The organism is Frigoribacterium sp. AC759, assembly GCF_979256015.1.
Genome location: NZ_CEEDMT010000025.1, coordinates 1 through 14,948, shown reverse-complemented (window position 1 = coordinate 14,948; position 14,948 = coordinate 1). Strand labels below are relative to the sequence as shown.

Annotated in this window: 15 protein-coding genes; 10 read left to right on the top strand and 5 right to left on the bottom strand. The window is 67.9% G+C overall.

Annotated features, from left to right (window positions below; genetic code table 11):
• Positions 1–40: 40 nt before the first annotated feature.
• On the bottom strand, positions 41–1,324 hold the full coding sequence (locus tag ACZ6JE_RS13050; protein WP_464319224.1) for an exonuclease domain-containing protein: 1,284 nt from the start codon (positions 1,322–1,324) through the stop codon (positions 41–43).
• Between the two features lie 283 nt (positions 1,325–1,607).
• On the opposite strand from ACZ6JE_RS13050, the gene ACZ6JE_RS13045 reads away from it, so the two are divergent.
• A complete protein-coding gene (locus ACZ6JE_RS13045; RefSeq protein WP_320478796.1) occupies positions 1,608–2,285 on the top strand; it encodes a uracil-DNA glycosylase family protein in 678 nt (225 codons plus the stop codon).
• Positions 2,286–2,477: 192 nt separating this feature from the next.
• On the opposite strand, the gene ACZ6JE_RS13040 is transcribed toward ACZ6JE_RS13045, so the two are convergent.
• Positions 2,478–3,218 (bottom strand): DUF4839 domain-containing protein, encoded by a 741-nt coding sequence (locus ACZ6JE_RS13040; protein WP_464319223.1) that lies wholly within the window; start codon positions 3,216–3,218, stop codon positions 2,478–2,480.
• Positions 3,219–3,892: 674 nt separating this feature from the next.
• Between ACZ6JE_RS13040 and ACZ6JE_RS13035 the strand changes: the two genes are divergently transcribed.
• The 7 genes from ACZ6JE_RS13035 (at position 3,893) to ACZ6JE_RS13005 (ending at position 9,098) form a co-directional block, all read left to right on the top strand.
• Positions 3,893–4,240 (top strand): DUF4234 domain-containing protein, encoded by a 348-nt coding sequence (locus ACZ6JE_RS13035; RefSeq protein WP_464319222.1) that lies wholly within the window; start codon positions 3,893–3,895, stop codon positions 4,238–4,240.
• 353 nt (positions 4,241–4,593) lie between these two features.
• Complete coding sequence (locus ACZ6JE_RS13030; RefSeq protein WP_320478799.1) at positions 4,594–4,914, top strand: nucleotide pyrophosphohydrolase; 321 nt, start codon at positions 4,594–4,596, stop codon at positions 4,912–4,914.
• Positions 4,901–6,709, top strand: coding sequence for a DNA/RNA helicase domain-containing protein (locus ACZ6JE_RS13025; protein WP_464319221.1), 1,809 nt, complete (start codon positions 4,901–4,903; stop codon positions 6,707–6,709). Before ACZ6JE_RS13030 ends, ACZ6JE_RS13025 begins: the two co-directional genes overlap by 14 nt.
• 242 nt (positions 6,710–6,951) lie before the next feature.
• The gene (locus tag ACZ6JE_RS13020; protein WP_464319220.1) at positions 6,952–7,383 is read left to right on the top strand and encodes a hypothetical protein; all 432 of its coding nucleotides are present in this window, start codon (positions 6,952–6,954) and stop codon (positions 7,381–7,383) included.
• Positions 7,384–7,386: 3 nt separating this feature from the next.
• Positions 7,387–7,758: a hypothetical protein gene (locus ACZ6JE_RS13015; RefSeq protein WP_464319219.1), complete on the top strand. Its 372-nt coding sequence runs from the start codon at positions 7,387–7,389 to the stop codon at positions 7,756–7,758.
• A 127-nt stretch (positions 7,759–7,885) separates the two neighbouring features.
• The gene (locus tag ACZ6JE_RS13010) at positions 7,886–8,647 is read left to right on the top strand and encodes a hypothetical protein (RefSeq protein ID WP_464319218.1); all 762 of its coding nucleotides are present in this window, start codon (positions 7,886–7,888) and stop codon (positions 8,645–8,647) included.
• Between the two features lie 226 nt (positions 8,648–8,873).
• Entirely contained in the window at positions 8,874–9,098 is a 225-nt protein-coding gene (locus ACZ6JE_RS13005) for a helix-turn-helix domain-containing protein (RefSeq protein WP_464319217.1), read from the top strand.
• A gap of 81 nt (positions 9,099–9,179) precedes the next feature.
• Here the strand turns inward: ACZ6JE_RS13005 and ACZ6JE_RS13000 are convergent, their stop codons facing one another.
• Together ACZ6JE_RS13000 and ACZ6JE_RS12995 are read right to left on the bottom strand one after the other, a co-directional pair.
• Complete coding sequence (locus tag ACZ6JE_RS13000) at positions 9,180–9,734, bottom strand: hypothetical protein (RefSeq protein ID WP_464319216.1); 555 nt, start codon at positions 9,732–9,734, stop codon at positions 9,180–9,182.
• Positions 9,735–9,920: 186 nt separating this feature from the next.
• The gene (locus ACZ6JE_RS12995; RefSeq protein ID WP_464319215.1) at positions 9,921–10,202 is read right to left on the bottom strand and encodes a hypothetical protein; all 282 of its coding nucleotides are present in this window, start codon (positions 10,200–10,202) and stop codon (positions 9,921–9,923) included.
• 172 nt (positions 10,203–10,374) lie between these two features.
• Here ACZ6JE_RS12995 and ACZ6JE_RS12990 point away from each other — a divergent pair, with 172 nt between their 5' ends.
• On the top strand, positions 10,375–10,737 hold the full coding sequence (locus tag ACZ6JE_RS12990) for an SdpI family protein (RefSeq protein ID WP_464319214.1): 363 nt from the start codon (positions 10,375–10,377) through the stop codon (positions 10,735–10,737).
• Between the two features lie 178 nt (positions 10,738–10,915).
• Here the strand turns inward: ACZ6JE_RS12990 and ACZ6JE_RS12985 are convergent, their stop codons facing one another.
• Complete coding sequence (locus ACZ6JE_RS12985) at positions 10,916–12,181, bottom strand: ROK family transcriptional regulator (RefSeq protein WP_464319213.1); 1,266 nt, start codon at positions 12,179–12,181, stop codon at positions 10,916–10,918.
• Positions 12,182–12,288: 107 nt separating this feature from the next.
• Between ACZ6JE_RS12985 and ACZ6JE_RS12980 the strand changes: the two genes are divergently transcribed.
• Positions 12,289–14,856, top strand: coding sequence for a glycoside hydrolase family 2 protein (locus ACZ6JE_RS12980; RefSeq protein WP_464319212.1), 2,568 nt, complete (start codon positions 12,289–12,291; stop codon positions 14,854–14,856).
• The last annotated feature ends 92 nt before the right edge of the window (positions 14,857–14,948 follow it).

Sequence of the window (14,948 nt, the reverse complement as noted above, 5' to 3'; positions counted from 1 at the left end):
ACGAGTCGCCGTCGGGGCACTATCTCTGGTCTCGGGCCGACTACGCAGACCGCAGCAAGGCGCGCAGCTCGGCCTCGCCGACGATCGGGATGCCGTACTGGCGGGCCTTCTGGGATTTGCCGGAGAGGCTGTCGGGGTCGGCGGCCACGAGAAGGGACGTCTTCTTCGTGATGCCGGCCTTCACGACGACCCCCAGCGCGATCAGGAGTGCCTCGATGCGCTCGCGGGGTTCGGACATCTCACCGGTGAGCACGACCAGATCGCCGGGTGCCAGACGCGTCATGGGTGCCGTCTCCGCGACGATCGCTGTGGCCGCCCGCGACTCGAGTGCTGCGCGGCGCGGCCCAGCGGCGATGTCGAGCATGATGGCCACGGCCTCAATGTCGGCCTTCTCAGCCGGGGTGAGCACGCCGTCCGCCCACGCCGCATCGACGATCCCGTCGAAGTACTCGTGGTGGAGTTCGACACGACGGGTCGGGGTGACGCCGATGGCCTCGGCGACGCTGCGCAATTCTTCGCTCTCGGACACCGACAGGAAGCCGTCGGACAGCGCCCGGTCGAGCACGGCTACGTAGTCGAGCTCTCGACCTGTTCCCTCGATCGGTCGCAGACGATCGGTCGTCCGATCGAGGAACGACTTCTCGTCGCCGACCAGCGCTGCGCTGGGCTGGCCCGCGCGCACGAGAGCCGGAGCGTCGACGTCGAGTCCGCGACGACGGGACATCCAGGGAGCGGACGAGCCCGTCGTGAGCACCGGCCAGGGAGCCTGCGCGGCGAAGTCGCCCCACTGCGCCCACCAGGCGCTCTGATCACGGCCCGCCTCGAGGTACGCGCTGAGGAGGTGCGCCGTGGCACGCGCATCGGCCAGAGCCTCGTGGGCGTCGACCAACGGGATGTCGAACGCGGCGCAGCAGTCCGCTAGCTTGCGCCCCGACCCCGGCAGGTATGTGGTCGCGAGCTTCATGGTGCAGAGCGCGCCGTCGTCGGTGATGGGAGACGTCACGCCGAGCTTGGCGAGCTCGTGACGCAGGAACGTCGTCTCGAACCGGGCGTTGTGCGCGACGAGCACCCGGCCGCGGAGGTGCTCGACGAGTTTCGGCGCGATGTCGGCGAAGGGAGGGGCGTCTTTGACATCCGCGCCACGCAGCTGGTGGATATGAGTCGGGCCGAGGTCGCGAGACGGGTTGATCACGGTCTCGTACGAGTCCTCGATTGTGCCGTCGGGAGCGACGTGGACGATGCCGACCTCGATGATCCGATGGTGGTGCTGAGGTGAGAGCCCGGTCGTCTCGAAATCGATGACCGCATAGCCGTTGTGCACCACGTTCGTTCTCCTGATCCGACTGCGCATACGCCGAGCACAATCCTTGATCCATGCTCACATACACATGGTCCGCAGTCACCCGTGGCGGCGACCCCGTTCTGGGGCCGCCGGCAGGTGCCGAGCGCTCTGCCTAGCGGCCCACCGGCGCCGGGACGGCCGCGACCAGCCTGTCGAGCACACCCTCACGGTCAGCGAGCCACTCAGGCAGCCAGACGCGCATCACCTGGGTCGACCCTCGAGGACGCGAGAGCATCGCCCCATGCTTCCAATAGTGTGAATCCTCGTGATCCCCCGACGAATGAGAGACCCGGCGTATCGAGAAAGCCAGAAGGCTGCGCTGGCCGAGAAGCGGATGCTTCCATTCAAGGACTTCGCGAGTCGGCTCCGAGCCGAGCACCCGGAACTCCCGGGCATGCCGGACATAGCCCCGCATTATGACCCGTCATCCGCACGCGTCCTGTCGCTGTCCTCGAACCCAGGGCCGAGAGCAGGGGGCATTGAAGGTTCGGGATTTCTCTCGGTTCAGAATGACGATGCCTCGGCCGAACGGCTCTTGCACGTGTACGCCTCTGCTGGACTGACAAGGGAACACGTCGTGCCATGGAACGCTTTTCCCTGGTACGTCCACGACCGCATGCCAGACGGTCTGCCGGTGGAACACATCGAAGAGGGAGTGCAAGCCCTTCGTCGCCTGCTCGAACTCTGTCCGAATGTGGTGTCCATCGTCGCCCACGGCGGTGATGCTCACCGGTCCGTGCGGATGCTCAGATCGACTCGTTACGTCGGCCCCTTCGTGCGACACCGAGGAATACACACTTGGGACACTAGGCACACCAGCAATAGGGCGTTCATCCTGGCTCCACAGCAGAGACAGGACGCCTTCGACGACATGGTCGAGACGTATAGACAGGCGATGGTGCATGCCGATCTTCGACCGAATGAGTCGCTGTCGCTGCGATAGTGCGGGGGAGTGCGTTGCTGGGGGCGCTGAGGCGGCCCGAGCGCCCGTGTCAGGGCGGCAGGCCGGGGCGGGTCGGCAGGAGGTGTTAGGCCAACTCAGGAGTTTCACGAGTCGGTCGGACGGTCAGGACGATTGAGAGCGGCATGGCGGACAGGATCGCGCTGGTTCCCAGCTCGGCGAGCTGACGTGATTTCAGCGGAATGTGGTCTCGATGGGTTCGAGCCGGAAGAGGCACGACTCGGGTTCAAAGTCACCGACGCGCGCTGTGAGTCGTAGGTTCGTGCCCACGCCGACGGAATCGTTCGTCCTGGCCGAGTAATTGAGATCACTGATCGTATTCACGTCACGGTATTGAAAAGCAGGCCCCAAAGCAGTTGTCGGGCTGAAGTCGCCGGATCCAAGCAGGATGTCGTACCGCGTCGTACTGCTTCCATGATTGTTCAATGCGGCTATGTGGCCGTCGAAGGTGACGATCTGGTCTTCATGAGCTTCCGCAAACAACGCTATGGAGGGATCGCAGTAGTCACCAAGGTTCAGGAGGGCCTTGAATTCTGCATCTCTGTCCTTCGCGACAGCAGTCGAGGTCGCCACGGGAGACGGACTATCGACGCTCGTAGGCGTCGGCAGTCTCGAGACCGTTCGAGAGGGTTCCGCTGAGGCCGCCGACGAATTCTCTTCAGGGGCGTCTCCCGACAGCGCTCCGGCCAGAGCAATGGCACCTATCGCGAGGGCAAGCACTGCGCCGCCGACGGTGTAGAGCAGAACAGGGCGTCGTGGTCTGGGTCGCCTCAACGTGATATCTGTTCTCAGCCCGCGCGGTGTCTCGCTGATTACTTCCCAGCCATCGGCTTCCCATTTTGATCGCGTACGGGCTTCGAGGCCTCGTAATGAGCGGATCGTTCTGGTCTCGTACGAAGTTTTCTCGTCAGTCATCCGATGCCTCTAGTCGCTGGGTGCGCGGTACCAAAGAGTAGAGGATTCACGACGAAGTCGTTGACGCGGCGATTGTCGAGAGTGCGCCGACCTGGCCGGCCGCATGACCGAATGATCGACGGCAGGTGCATCTGAGTTCAGATCGCCGGCTCGAAGGACGGGACCAACTTGCCGAGGTGGGAGACGGCATCAGCCGTCTCCCACCGGATTGCTACATGCGCTTGCAGTTTCCGCAGAGCGGCCAATCATGGGTTCCGGTGCGCTTGTTGGCTGCTGGAATCTGTTGCCCGTTGGGGCAGTTGCTGAAGACGTGGTGCACGTCGGGGTCGGTCAACACGATGGAATGGTAAGCGGGTACTCAAATAGGTGACTCCTTTGTCGATGAACAGCCCATTGCTGCTCAAGGAGACACTACTGAGCACCCCCGACAATGATGGTTGTCGCAATGGAGCATGATTATCGGCGCCACGCTCGATATGTCGACAAGGCACAACGGTGGAAGAAGTCGATGCCCCTTCTTGCGAACGGACGAGTTCTCGGCGGAACGACCGTTATCTGATGGTCCACCGTCTGGCACAGGCTGCACTGAATCGGCGCGCCATGGGCCGACCTTGTGGGCCAGGGCCCCGTAAGGGGGCTAGGTGTTATGTCTCCTTGGCCCATAGCTTGTGCGGATGACGACAAATACTCAGCTGATGCGACGATCCGCGGCGGCTGTCCTGCTCTTGCCTCTCATCACCTTCGGCATCTACTCGATCGTGTGGTGCGCGAAGACTCGAGGCGAAGTCAACCGTGCCGGTGCTGCTGCGATGACCACCTGGTGGCTGCTGTGCCCGTTCGGCGCTTTCTGGTACTTCTGGTCGCTCGCAAAGGGCATGAACGCCGTGACAGGTCTCGGCACGGGCGGTAATTACGCGCTCATGCTCCTACTCGGAAACATCGGCCAAGCCATCGTGCAGGCACGAATAAATGGCCTTGGCGCCACGGCGGCGACCGCACCGTCGGTTCCTGTCGTCGCCTGACCAGAAGGGTGGCCTCACTACGGCTCCGGCGTCGTGAGAAGGACGTTCGCGCTAAGCAGTTCGACTGATTCGGGCCGCGTGTCGTCGATCCAGGAGTGGTCGTGGTGAGCCCCGCATCCTCGGCTCTCCAACAGGCGTAGAGGTTCGATGGGAACTCTGCACTGCTGACCAGCACCTCGCTCCGCGGCAGACCGACCGCCACCTGCATCAGCCCCAGGGAGGTGCTGCTCGCCAACGCCACCCCGCCGCGCTCTCACCGCGAGAGCGCGAAACGGACAGGCCGGCGGACGGCGCCGTCAAGAATCGCTACTTGAGCAGGTGGTCAGTTCGTCGACGGCTGTTAGCGTTCGGTCATGGCACCTACTAAGGCCCAGGACGCGGTCCGCGCCTTCGTGCGCGAACGTGAGTGGGATCAATTCCATTCGGAGGACAACCTCTCTCGGAGTATCGCCATCGAGGCGGGCGAGCTTCTGGAGTGCTTCCAATGGGGGCCTGATTTCGACCCCGCGCTTGTCCAGGGTGAGCTCGCAGATGTCCTGACGTACTGCCTCCTCCTGGCTGATCGGCTCGGGGTGGACCCGGATCAGATAGTGCTCGACAAGCTCGAGGTGACGCGGCGGAAGTACCCGGTGGAGAAGGCCCGAGGACGAAGCGAGAAATATGACGCCCTCTGAGATCGTGCCTCTGGCCTTCGACAAGGAGTCGGTGGATGTCTGGGGCCTTCTCGACCCGAGGCACAGGGACTGGCCCGTCGTGTACGTGCTCGACCAGACGAGTGCGTCGAAGTCGGGTCGGCACCCGGAAGAACGACTCCGCGACATCTACGTCGGGGAGACCCGCAACGCCGTCGCCCGGCTCAGACAGCACCTCGCCAATCCCGAGAAGCGCCAGCTGGACAGCATCCGCGTCATCGTCGACGAGACCTTCAACAAGTCGGCTTGCCTCGACCTTGAGTCGCGCCTCATCCAGCTGCTCTCCGCCGACGGCTCGTACAGCGTTCTGAATCGCAACGACGGCATCACCGCTGCGAACTACTACGACCGGAACCGCTACCGTTCCGTCTTCGACGGCGTCGTCAACCGGCTTCGCGCGGACGGTGTCTTCACCAGGCCCATCCCCGAGATCGAGAACAGCGATCTCTTCAAGCTCTCGCCTTTCAAGGCCCTGACACAGGATCAGGCGGCGGCCGTCGAGGACATTCTCGAAGGCCTCTTCGACGACATCCGAGAGGGGGCTGGGGGCACCCTCGTGATCGAAGGGCAGCCGGGGACCGGCAAGACCGTCGTCGCCGTCTACCTGCTGAAGCTGCTCATGGACATCGTCGCGGATCCGTCCGCTGAGGAGATCGACGGCGACTCGTTGTTCTCGGACTTCTTCCTCGGGGACTACGCCGAGATGCTCGCGGGTCTGCGCGTCGGGATGGTCATCCCGCAGCAGTCGCTTCGGGACTCGATCAAGAAGGTCTTCCGCAAGACACCCGGCCTCAGCCCGAGCATGGTGATGACCCCGTTCGACATCGGGCAGTCGGACGAGGAGTGGGATCTTCTCGTCGTCGACGAGGCTCATCGTCTGAACCAGCGTGCGAACCAGTCCACGGGTGTTCTGAACAAGAAGTTCCCCGAGATCAACACGCGACTGTTCGGTGCCGACGATCTGTCCAAGACGCAACTGGACTGGATCGTCGCGAAGAGCCGCCATCAGATCCTGCTGGTGGACGTCGCTCAGAGTGTGAGGCCGGCGGACCTCTCGAAGGAGACCGTACAAGCTCTCCTGCGCACGGCTCGCTCCGAGGGGCGTCACTACGGGCTCTCCACGCAGATGCGGGTCCAGGCGGGCGCCGACTTCGTGGGTTACGTCCGACGAGTCCTGCGTATCGACGGTCGGACCCCGCAGGTCGACCGACCTGCTCCTCAGAAGTTCGACGGTTACGACCTCCGCATGTTCGACGATCTGGGGGAGATGCATCGCGAGATCCGAGCACGAGACGCCGAGGGTGGGCTGGCCCGCCTCGTCGCCGGATACGCCTGGAAGTGGGTGTCAAAGAAGGACCCCTCCGCTGCAGACATCGAGATCGATGGCGTCAGTCTGCGCTGGAACGGGACGACGAAGGACTGGATCTCGTCGAAGAACGCACTCGAGGAGGTCGGCTCCATCCACACGGTTCAGGGCTACGACCTGAACTACGCAGGCGTCATCATCGGGGGCGATCTTCGTTACGACGCGGCGACGGGTCAGATGCTGGTCGATCGGAGCTCGTACTTCGACGTCAAGGGCGTGGAGAACAACAAGCAGCTGGGACGGCGGTACACCGACGCCGAAGTCCGGCAGTTCGTCCTCAACATCTACGGCGTGCTGCTGACTCGCGGGATTCGCGGAACCTACGTGTACGTCGTCGACCCGGCGCTCCGCGAGTACTTGATGCCCTTTCTAGCGCCGAGCCCTGGAGCTGTGGGACCGAACGCGACTTAGTCCCGTGACGGTGCTGCCGTTCTGGGAACACGAGGAAGTCGGCACCATTGTGGAGGCCATCGCGAGGACGTGGAGAGCGCGGACCGACTAGCTGCTGCAACCCGGCGGCAGGTCCCAGTTGATACGGCGCCGACCCTTGACCCCTCTTGGGCAAGCACGCGGTGGCAAACGCGGCGGAAGGCGCCGTCGAAGGTGCCACTCAGATGGCCGTCAGCGGTGCACCGGTCACACCTGCTGGCCTGGTGAGCACTGCTGTCAGCAGTGCCGCCGTCTCTACGGCGACCGGCGGTGTGCTCTCCAAAGTCGACCTGCCGACGCCGAGACTCGGGGACATGCTGCCGACGCCGACGACCGGGCAGACGATCTACCGTGTGTACGGTGACGACGCTCTGCCAGGCGGTGCGTCGTGGCCACCCGTGGATCCCGGGTCCGTGTCCAACTACCGAGACGCCGCCGGATTGCCCTCTGGCGGAGTGGAGTCCGGAGGGGCTGAGAACTCGGGGAGGTTCGTCATCGAGGGTACGTTGATGCAGCCCAGCTCAGTCGTAGTCGTGCGGTCGGCTCTACCCCTGGACGGGCACCCGGGCGGCACAGCAGAGTACATAATCCCCAACGGGATCGATAGCGGGGCCATCCGCGTCGACGGGGTCAGCGGCGTCAATCCGGAGTTCTGAAGGATGAATGAAATAAATTTCTACCTCTCGTCGCTGGACAGCGCGCGCTTCTCTGGAGTCTTCGCCTGCGACATCCGGGCGCGAGAGACACTGCAAGGTGATCGCCATGCGCTAGTCGTGAGTCTGGACCCGGCTGCCTTGGGCCAGGACGTCGGCTACCCATTGGGCATCGATGAGGTCCTCCTGGTCAATCGATTCGACGGGGACGACATCTGGATGCCGGCTACCTTCCCCTTCTTCGTTTACATCTGTACTAACGAGGAGCTCGAGTCTGATGCCGACAAGCCCCAGATCCTGGCTTGGGGCGAGCTGTATCGCACCGCCGAAGACGCTCGAGATCATCGCTTCGACAGCGCCGGGTCGGACACGCGGTAGCCCGGCTAGTCATGCTCAGTGGAGGAGGGGCGGGTTCTGCGGGAGGATCGAGTGGCCAGAAGATGTCTTTCGCGCGTCGACGAAGGGCATGTTCTGACCAGTCGATCACGGGGGACTTCGAATGGCGATGACTCGCAGCACCAGCACCAGCACCAGCACCAGCACCCGCGGCCTCGTCGCCGCCGTGCTCGTCGCGACGACGATGGGACTGCTCGCCGGGTGCGCACCCGGGGCCGAGTCGGCACCGGGTGCATCCGACCGGCCCGACGTGAGCGAGTTCGACGTGAGCCACGACGGCCCGGCACCTACCGCCATGACGATCGAAGACGGCGTCGAGGTCTGGGACCTCACCGTGTCACCCAGCGCCGAGGCCTTCGGCATCGACACGAGCGACGAGTCGATCTCGGACATCGAAGTGGGCGCTTACAGCTCCTCGGGCGGCGGCGGCCGCCCTGTGCGATTCCTCCTGCCGGAAGGGAAGACCGTCGACGCGCGCGCGAACGAGGTGATCTTCGAGCTGCTCGACTCGCCCGACGGAGTCGTCAGCCCGACGACCGGCGAGGTCCTCGTGCCGAAGGGACGCACCTTCGGGTTGCGCGTCGACGCCCCCGCCGTCGAGGGGACGGACGCCGGCGTCGCCGCATACCGGGAAGCACTCGAGGCGATCGGCCTGCCGACGGACAGCGTTCGCGAACTGCAGCAGAAGATCGCCGCCGAACCGACCGACAGTCCGGACGTCGACTCTCAGCGGATCGCGGTGAGCGCCTCCCTTCCGCCAGCGCAAGGGCTGCGGTTCGGGGTCAGCACCCTTTTCCGACCCGGCCGGGATGTCACGATGTTCCTGCTCGAGTACTCCGCGAGCTGGGACGTCGTCGCTCCGGTCCCGTGACCTGACGGGCGTCGACACCGCCGGTCGCTTCAGCTCAGCCAGCCACCTAGGCGGCTGCGTCGGCGTCGCATGAGCCGCGGATGCCACAGGGCCACCGGTCCGTCGGACCCGGGCGCGCGATCTGCTCGAGGCGATCACGGCGACCACCGGGCTGGTCAAGGGCGCCAGCCGAGGAGGCGCGGGCGACGCCGGTCAGTCGCCCGCCCTGGTCGCGGAGCGGCTGAGCATGAACGTCGACGAGCTCGCCCTCGACGGGGTCGCGCGCATCGTGGCGGCACGGGGAGTCGACCCGCAGCGCATGACACCCGAGGAGAAGATCGCGACCGTGCGCGAGATCGAGCGGGCGGGGGTGTTCCTGCTGAAGGGGGCGGTGGCGCAGGTGGCCGTGGCGCTGCGCGTGTCGGAGCCGACGGTGTACCGGTACGTGCGGCAGGGGCGGACCTCGGGGTGATCGAGGCGCGGGGTCGGGCGCGGGTTCGGCTCCGGCGCTCGTCGTCGGTGGCGCCGCCCTCGAGTGGTCAGAAACTGCTCTTCAGGGCTGCTGCAAGGACATCTTCTGACCAGTCGAGTCGCGTTCGAGGCGGCGCTGGCGCCTCCCGTGCAGCAGGACGACCACCAGCGTGGCCAGTGCGGTCGCCCCCGCGATGATCGCGGTCGACGTCAGGGTGGTCGGCGCCGACAGGGGCAGGTCGAGGACTCGGCTGTTCGCCACGACCCAGGGCGCAGCGACCAGCACGGTGAGGACGACGACGGCGAGTGCTGCGCCGAACGGCCGCAGACGCGGGTGGCGGCGCAGCAGCCAGTCCGGAAGGCCGGCGAGCAGGCCGGCGACGAGGCCGTAGAACCAGAGGGCGACCGCCCCGCCGAGCATCACGGGGAAGACCATGGCGAGTGCGGCGAGCCCCTCTGCCGACTGCTCCACGACCACCGAGAACAGGACGAAGCCGATGGGGATGAGGCAGAACGCGGCCGCGCCTCCCCAGGCCGTCGTCCAGGGGAGCAGCGACATCAGCGTCGAGCGGCGGCGCTGCGGCTCGGCCCGGGCGGGCGTGCTGGCGGCGGCTGCGGGAGCGTGGGTGAGGGCCATGGTTCGACGCTAGGCAGAACCGGCGGCGGGGGCGTCGTCCGCAGGGTGCAGTGAGGTCGTCCTCGGGGACGGAACACGACCGACCTCCGAGCGAGCAGGAGGCGCGGGTGCGGTGGCCGGCGACAGGTGGGGCTTCGCGGATTCGCTCTTACGTCTCCATGCGTAATAGCTCGAATGCGACTCCGGTCAGCGCGGGGTCGAGGCGCCAGGGGAGTCCGTGGCGTCCGTCCCGGCGTCGGCGGCCGCGGTCTGCGCGACCGGACCCGCGGGTGCGACGGAGGCGGCGGGCGCGACGTTCGCCGCCTCGGCCTCCTGCCGCTTGCGCTTCAGGTAGAAGATGAAGCCGAACTGCCCGAGACCGCCGACCAGCAGCAGCCAGCCCATCGGCTGCCCGAAGACGAGCAGCACGGCGCCGAACACCAGCCCGACGATGGCGTACACGAGCAGGGTCTTCTCGGACTTGATCATTCCTCCACACTAGGGGCGCAGGTGAGACCGGCGCCGCGCCTCCTTGTGGGGGTGTGAGCGGTGAGTCCGGGCCGCACCGCACCTCCCACCGAGGAGGCGCGGGTCACCAGGGTCACCCCGTGGACGACACTCGACGGATGCGGGCGCGCCGAGCGTGACCTAGCGTGGAGGGATGCCCCTCGTCGTGCCGTTCATCGTCCTCGCCGGGTGCGCCGTCGTCTTCGGCACCACCCTCGCCGCCGCCCGTGGACGCCTCGGCGTGAACCAGCTCGCCGGCATCCGGTTCCGCCACGTGATGGAGTCGGCCGAGACCTGGCGCGCCGGGCACCGCGCGGCCCTCGTGCCCGTCGCGATCGGCTGCGCGCTCGCCGTGGGAGCCGCGTTCGTCCCCGTGGCGGTGCCGCTGCGCGAAGGCGTCGAAGCGCTGTGGATCATCGTGAGCATCGTGTGCATGCTGATCGGCACGCTCGTCGGGGCGTGGCGGGCGGACCAGGCTGCGACCGCGGTCTCGGCGTCGGCGCTGGCGTCGGACTGAACCCGCGCGCGACGGCGTTGGTCAGAAGATGCTCTTCGCGTGCCGACGAAGGGCGTCTTCTGCCCACCCTGAGACTGGCGTGGGGCTTCGGTGGTCGGAAGTGGTCCTTCTCGCGCCGATGAAGAACATCTTCTGACCACTGGACCGGAGTTCCCCCGGAGCACCGAGGAGGCGCGGATCAGGCCGGCGACACCGGCGCAGCACCCGCAGCACCAGCACCAGCACCCGCGCCTGCACCACCCGGCCCACGACGCGCCCCGACCTCTCTCTGCAGGACCAGCGCCGCGCCTCCTACAGCAGCCGCATCGGCGACGTAGGCCGACAGCTCGACCCTCACCCGGTGCCGCCCCTTGGCGAAGAAGTCGTCGGCGATCCGCTGCCGCACCACCTCGAGATAGAGCGGCCCCGCGGTCGTCAGCGACGGCCCGGCCAGCACCACCGAGTCGAGATCGAGCAGGTTCGCCATCGACACGACCGCGTTCGCCAGGTGGTCCGCCGACTCGGTGATCAGCTCGACGGCCAGCGCATCGCCCTCGACCGCCGCCTCGGCGACCAGCGTGAAGTCGGCGAAGGGATCCTCGTTGTCGGTCAGCACCAGACTCGTCGCCCGCCCCGCCGCCACCGCCGCCCGCGCCCCGAGCGCCACGCTCACCGGCCCGGCGAGCTGCTCGGCCGACACCCGGTGCGCCACCGGCCCCGGCCCCCGGTAACGCATCTGCCCGAGCTCGCCGGCGTTCGAGCTCGCCCCCCGGTAGATCGCCCCGTCGAGCACGATCCCGGCGCCGATCCCCGCCCCGAAGTACACGGTGCAGTGCGCGGCGCTGTCGCCCACGGCACCGCCCCAGAACTCGCCGATCGCCGCAGCCGTCGCGTCGTTGTCGAGGATCACCGCGAAACCCGTCGCCTCGGCCGTCGCCTCGCGCAGCGGGAAACCCGCCCACTCCTCGAACGGCGGCGCACCGAGGATGCTGCCCGTCGTCAGGTCGATCGGCCCGGGCGTCACGAGGCCGAGGCCGGTCACCCGGTCGGCCTCGACGCCGATCGACGCCAGGAAGGCCGAGACCGTCGAGGCGATCCACGCGACGGCCGACTCGGGCGACTGCCCCCAGACGCCGGCGACGCGGCTCCTCCCCACGAGGGCGCCGCCGAGATCCGTCAACACCACCGTCACGAAGTCCGCACCCAGCTGCACCCCGAGGGCATACCGTGCTCGTGGGTCGATGGTCAGCAGCACACGGGGCTTGCCGCCGGTCGACTCGCGACGACCCGACTCGACGACGAGTCCGTCGAGCAGCAGCTGGCGCACCACGTTCGACATGGTCGCCTGGGTGAGGCCGGTGGACTCGGCGAGCTCCACTCGACTGATCGGCCCCTGCGAGCGGATCAGGTCGAATGCGAGCGCTCGGCTCGTGGGCACCGCCAACAGCGGACGCGGGTTGACCATGTCGTACCTCCTGGCGATATCGTAGGCTCTGCACGGCTTAATAAAGTCGATTGACAAAGTGCGAGCGCGCGACACCGACGTCCGAACCTCTCCTAGCAAGGGCACCCATGGTCTTCTCACCCCTCCACGACGGCTGGACACTCGAGGCCGTCTCCGGCCCCGTCCCCGACGACCTCGCCGCCCGCCTGGCCGGCACGCGCCTCCCCGCGACCGTGCCCGGCTGCGCCCACACCGACCTGCTCGCCGCCGGTCTCATCACCGACCCGTTCGACGGCGACGCCGAGGCCGCCCAGCAGTGGATCGGCAGCACCGTCTGGCGCTACTCGACGGTCTTCGACTGGTACGACGACGGCTCCGACCGCCACGATCTCGTCGCCGAGGGCCTCGACACCGTCGCCCGCGTCGAGCTCAACGGGGTGCTCGTCGCCGAGACCGAGAACCAGCACCGCAGCTACCGATTCGACGTGAAGGAGGCGCTGGTCGCCGGGGCGAACCGCCTCACCATCACATTCGCCGCCCCCGTCACCGAGGTGGAGGCGCGGGTCGAGCGGCACGGCGCCCTCCCGCACGTCAACCACCACCCCTTCAACATGCTGCGGAAGTCGGCCAGCAACTTCGGCTGGGACTGGGGCGTCGACGTCGCGACCAGCGGCATCTGGAAGCCGATCGGCCTCGACAGCTGGTCGGGGGTGCGGATCGCGTCGGTCAGGCCGCTCGTCGACGTCACCGACGAGGGCGGCGTGCTCGACGCGCACGTCGAGCTCGAGTGGGCGGGCGGCGAGGGTGTGGGCGGCGGGTCGACCGAGGTGACCGTCGAGGTCGACGGGCACCGCGCCTCCTCGGCCGTGACGGCGGGGGAGGCCTCCGCGCGGCTGCGACTGGTCGTGCCCGACGCCGAGCTCTGGTGGCCGCGCGGTCACGGCGCCCAGCCGCTCTACCCCGTCCGCGTCACGCTGAGCACCTCGCCCGACGAGCCGTGGGAGGCGCGGGTCGGCTTCCGTACCGTGACCCTCGACACCGCACCCGACGCCCACGGCACGCCGTTCACGGTGTCGGTCAACGGCGAGGTCGTGCAGATCCGCGGGGCGAACTGGATCCCCGACCACGCTTTCCTCACCGAGATGGACGCCGCCCGGTACCGCCGCCGGGTCGCCGACGCCGTCGACGCGAACATGAACCTGCTGCGCGTGTGGGGCGGCGGCATCTACGAGTCGCACGACTTCTACGACGCCTGCGACGAGGCCGGGGTGCTCGTCTGGCAGGACTTCCTGTTCGCCTGCGCCGCCTACGCCGAGGAGGACTGGCTGGCGGGCGAGGTCGAGGCGGAGGCGCGCGAGGCGATCACGCGGCTGAGCCGGCACGCGTCGCTCGCGATCTGGAACGGCAACAACGAGAACATCTGGGGCTTCGTCGAATGGGGCTGGCGGGCCGCGCTGGCCGGGCGCACCTGGGGCGACGGGTACTACCGCACCCTGCTGCCGCGCCTCGTCGCCGAGCTCGACGGCACCCGCCCGTACTCGCCCGGCAGCCCGTACTCGTTCGGCGACTACCTGCACCCGAACGACCATCGGCACGGCACCATGCACATCTGGGACGTCTGGAACGACCGCGACTACACCGCCTACGCCGAGTACCCGGCTCGCTTCGTCTCGGAGTTCGGGTTCCAGGGGCCGCCCGCCTGGTCGACGCTCGCCGCGGTCGTGCACGACGAGCCGATGGAGCCCTACGGCCACGAGATGCTCGTGCACCAGAAGGCCGAAGACGGCAATCTCAAGCTCGAACGCGGGCTGCGGGGGCACCTGCCGACGCCGACCTCCATCGACGAGTGGCACTGGGCGACGCAGCTGAACCAGGCGGCGGCGATCCGGTTCGGTGTCGAGCACTTCCGGTCGCTGGCGCCGCTCAACACGGGCACCATCGTCTGGCAGCTGAACGACGACTGGCCCGTCGTCTCGTGGGCCGCCGTCGACTTCGACGAGCACCGCAAGCCGCTCTGGTTCGCCCTGCGGGCCGCCTACGAACCGCGGCTGGCGACGATCCAGCCCCGCGCCTCCGGCCTGTCGCTGGTGCTGCTGAACGACACGGCCGCCGAGTGGCTGGGGGTGGCGCGCGTGCGGGTGGTGCCGCTCGAGCGCGACTCGGGGGCGGGCGCGGGCGCGGGTGCTGGTGCTGGTGCTGGTGCGAGTTGGGGGGCTGGGGCTGGGGCTGGGGCTGGTGCGGGCCGGGGTGCCGTCGACGTGCCGGTGGCCGTGGATGCGCGGGGCGCGTCGACCGTGCTGCTGCCGGCCGAACTCGTCGCCGGCCTCGACCCGGCCACCGAGGTGCTCGTCGTCGACCTCGACGGGTTCGGGGCCGGGCGCGCCGTCTGGAACGCCGCCGAGGTCGTGGGGCAGCGGCTGGATCCGGGGGCGGTCACGGCGTCGGCCGTGCGCTCGGAGGACTCGGACGGCGACGTGCTCGTCACCGTGACGGCGTCGGCGTACGCCCGCGACGTCACGCTGCTCGTCGATCGGGCCGCACCTCGGGCCGCGGTCGACCGGGGGCTGGTGACGCTGCTCGCGGGGGAGAGCGCGGTGTTCCGGGTGTCGGGGGCCGGCGGGGTCGAGCCCGAGCGCTTCGCGGCCGACGACGTCGTGCGGCATGCCGGGGCTCTCGCGGGGGTCGCCGCGCTCTGATTCGAGCTCAGGGCCGCGCGGCACGTGCCGCGCGGCCCGTCGGCGTGCCCGGAGGGGTTTCGCGCGGCGGGGGCGGCGGGGGGGGGGGGGGG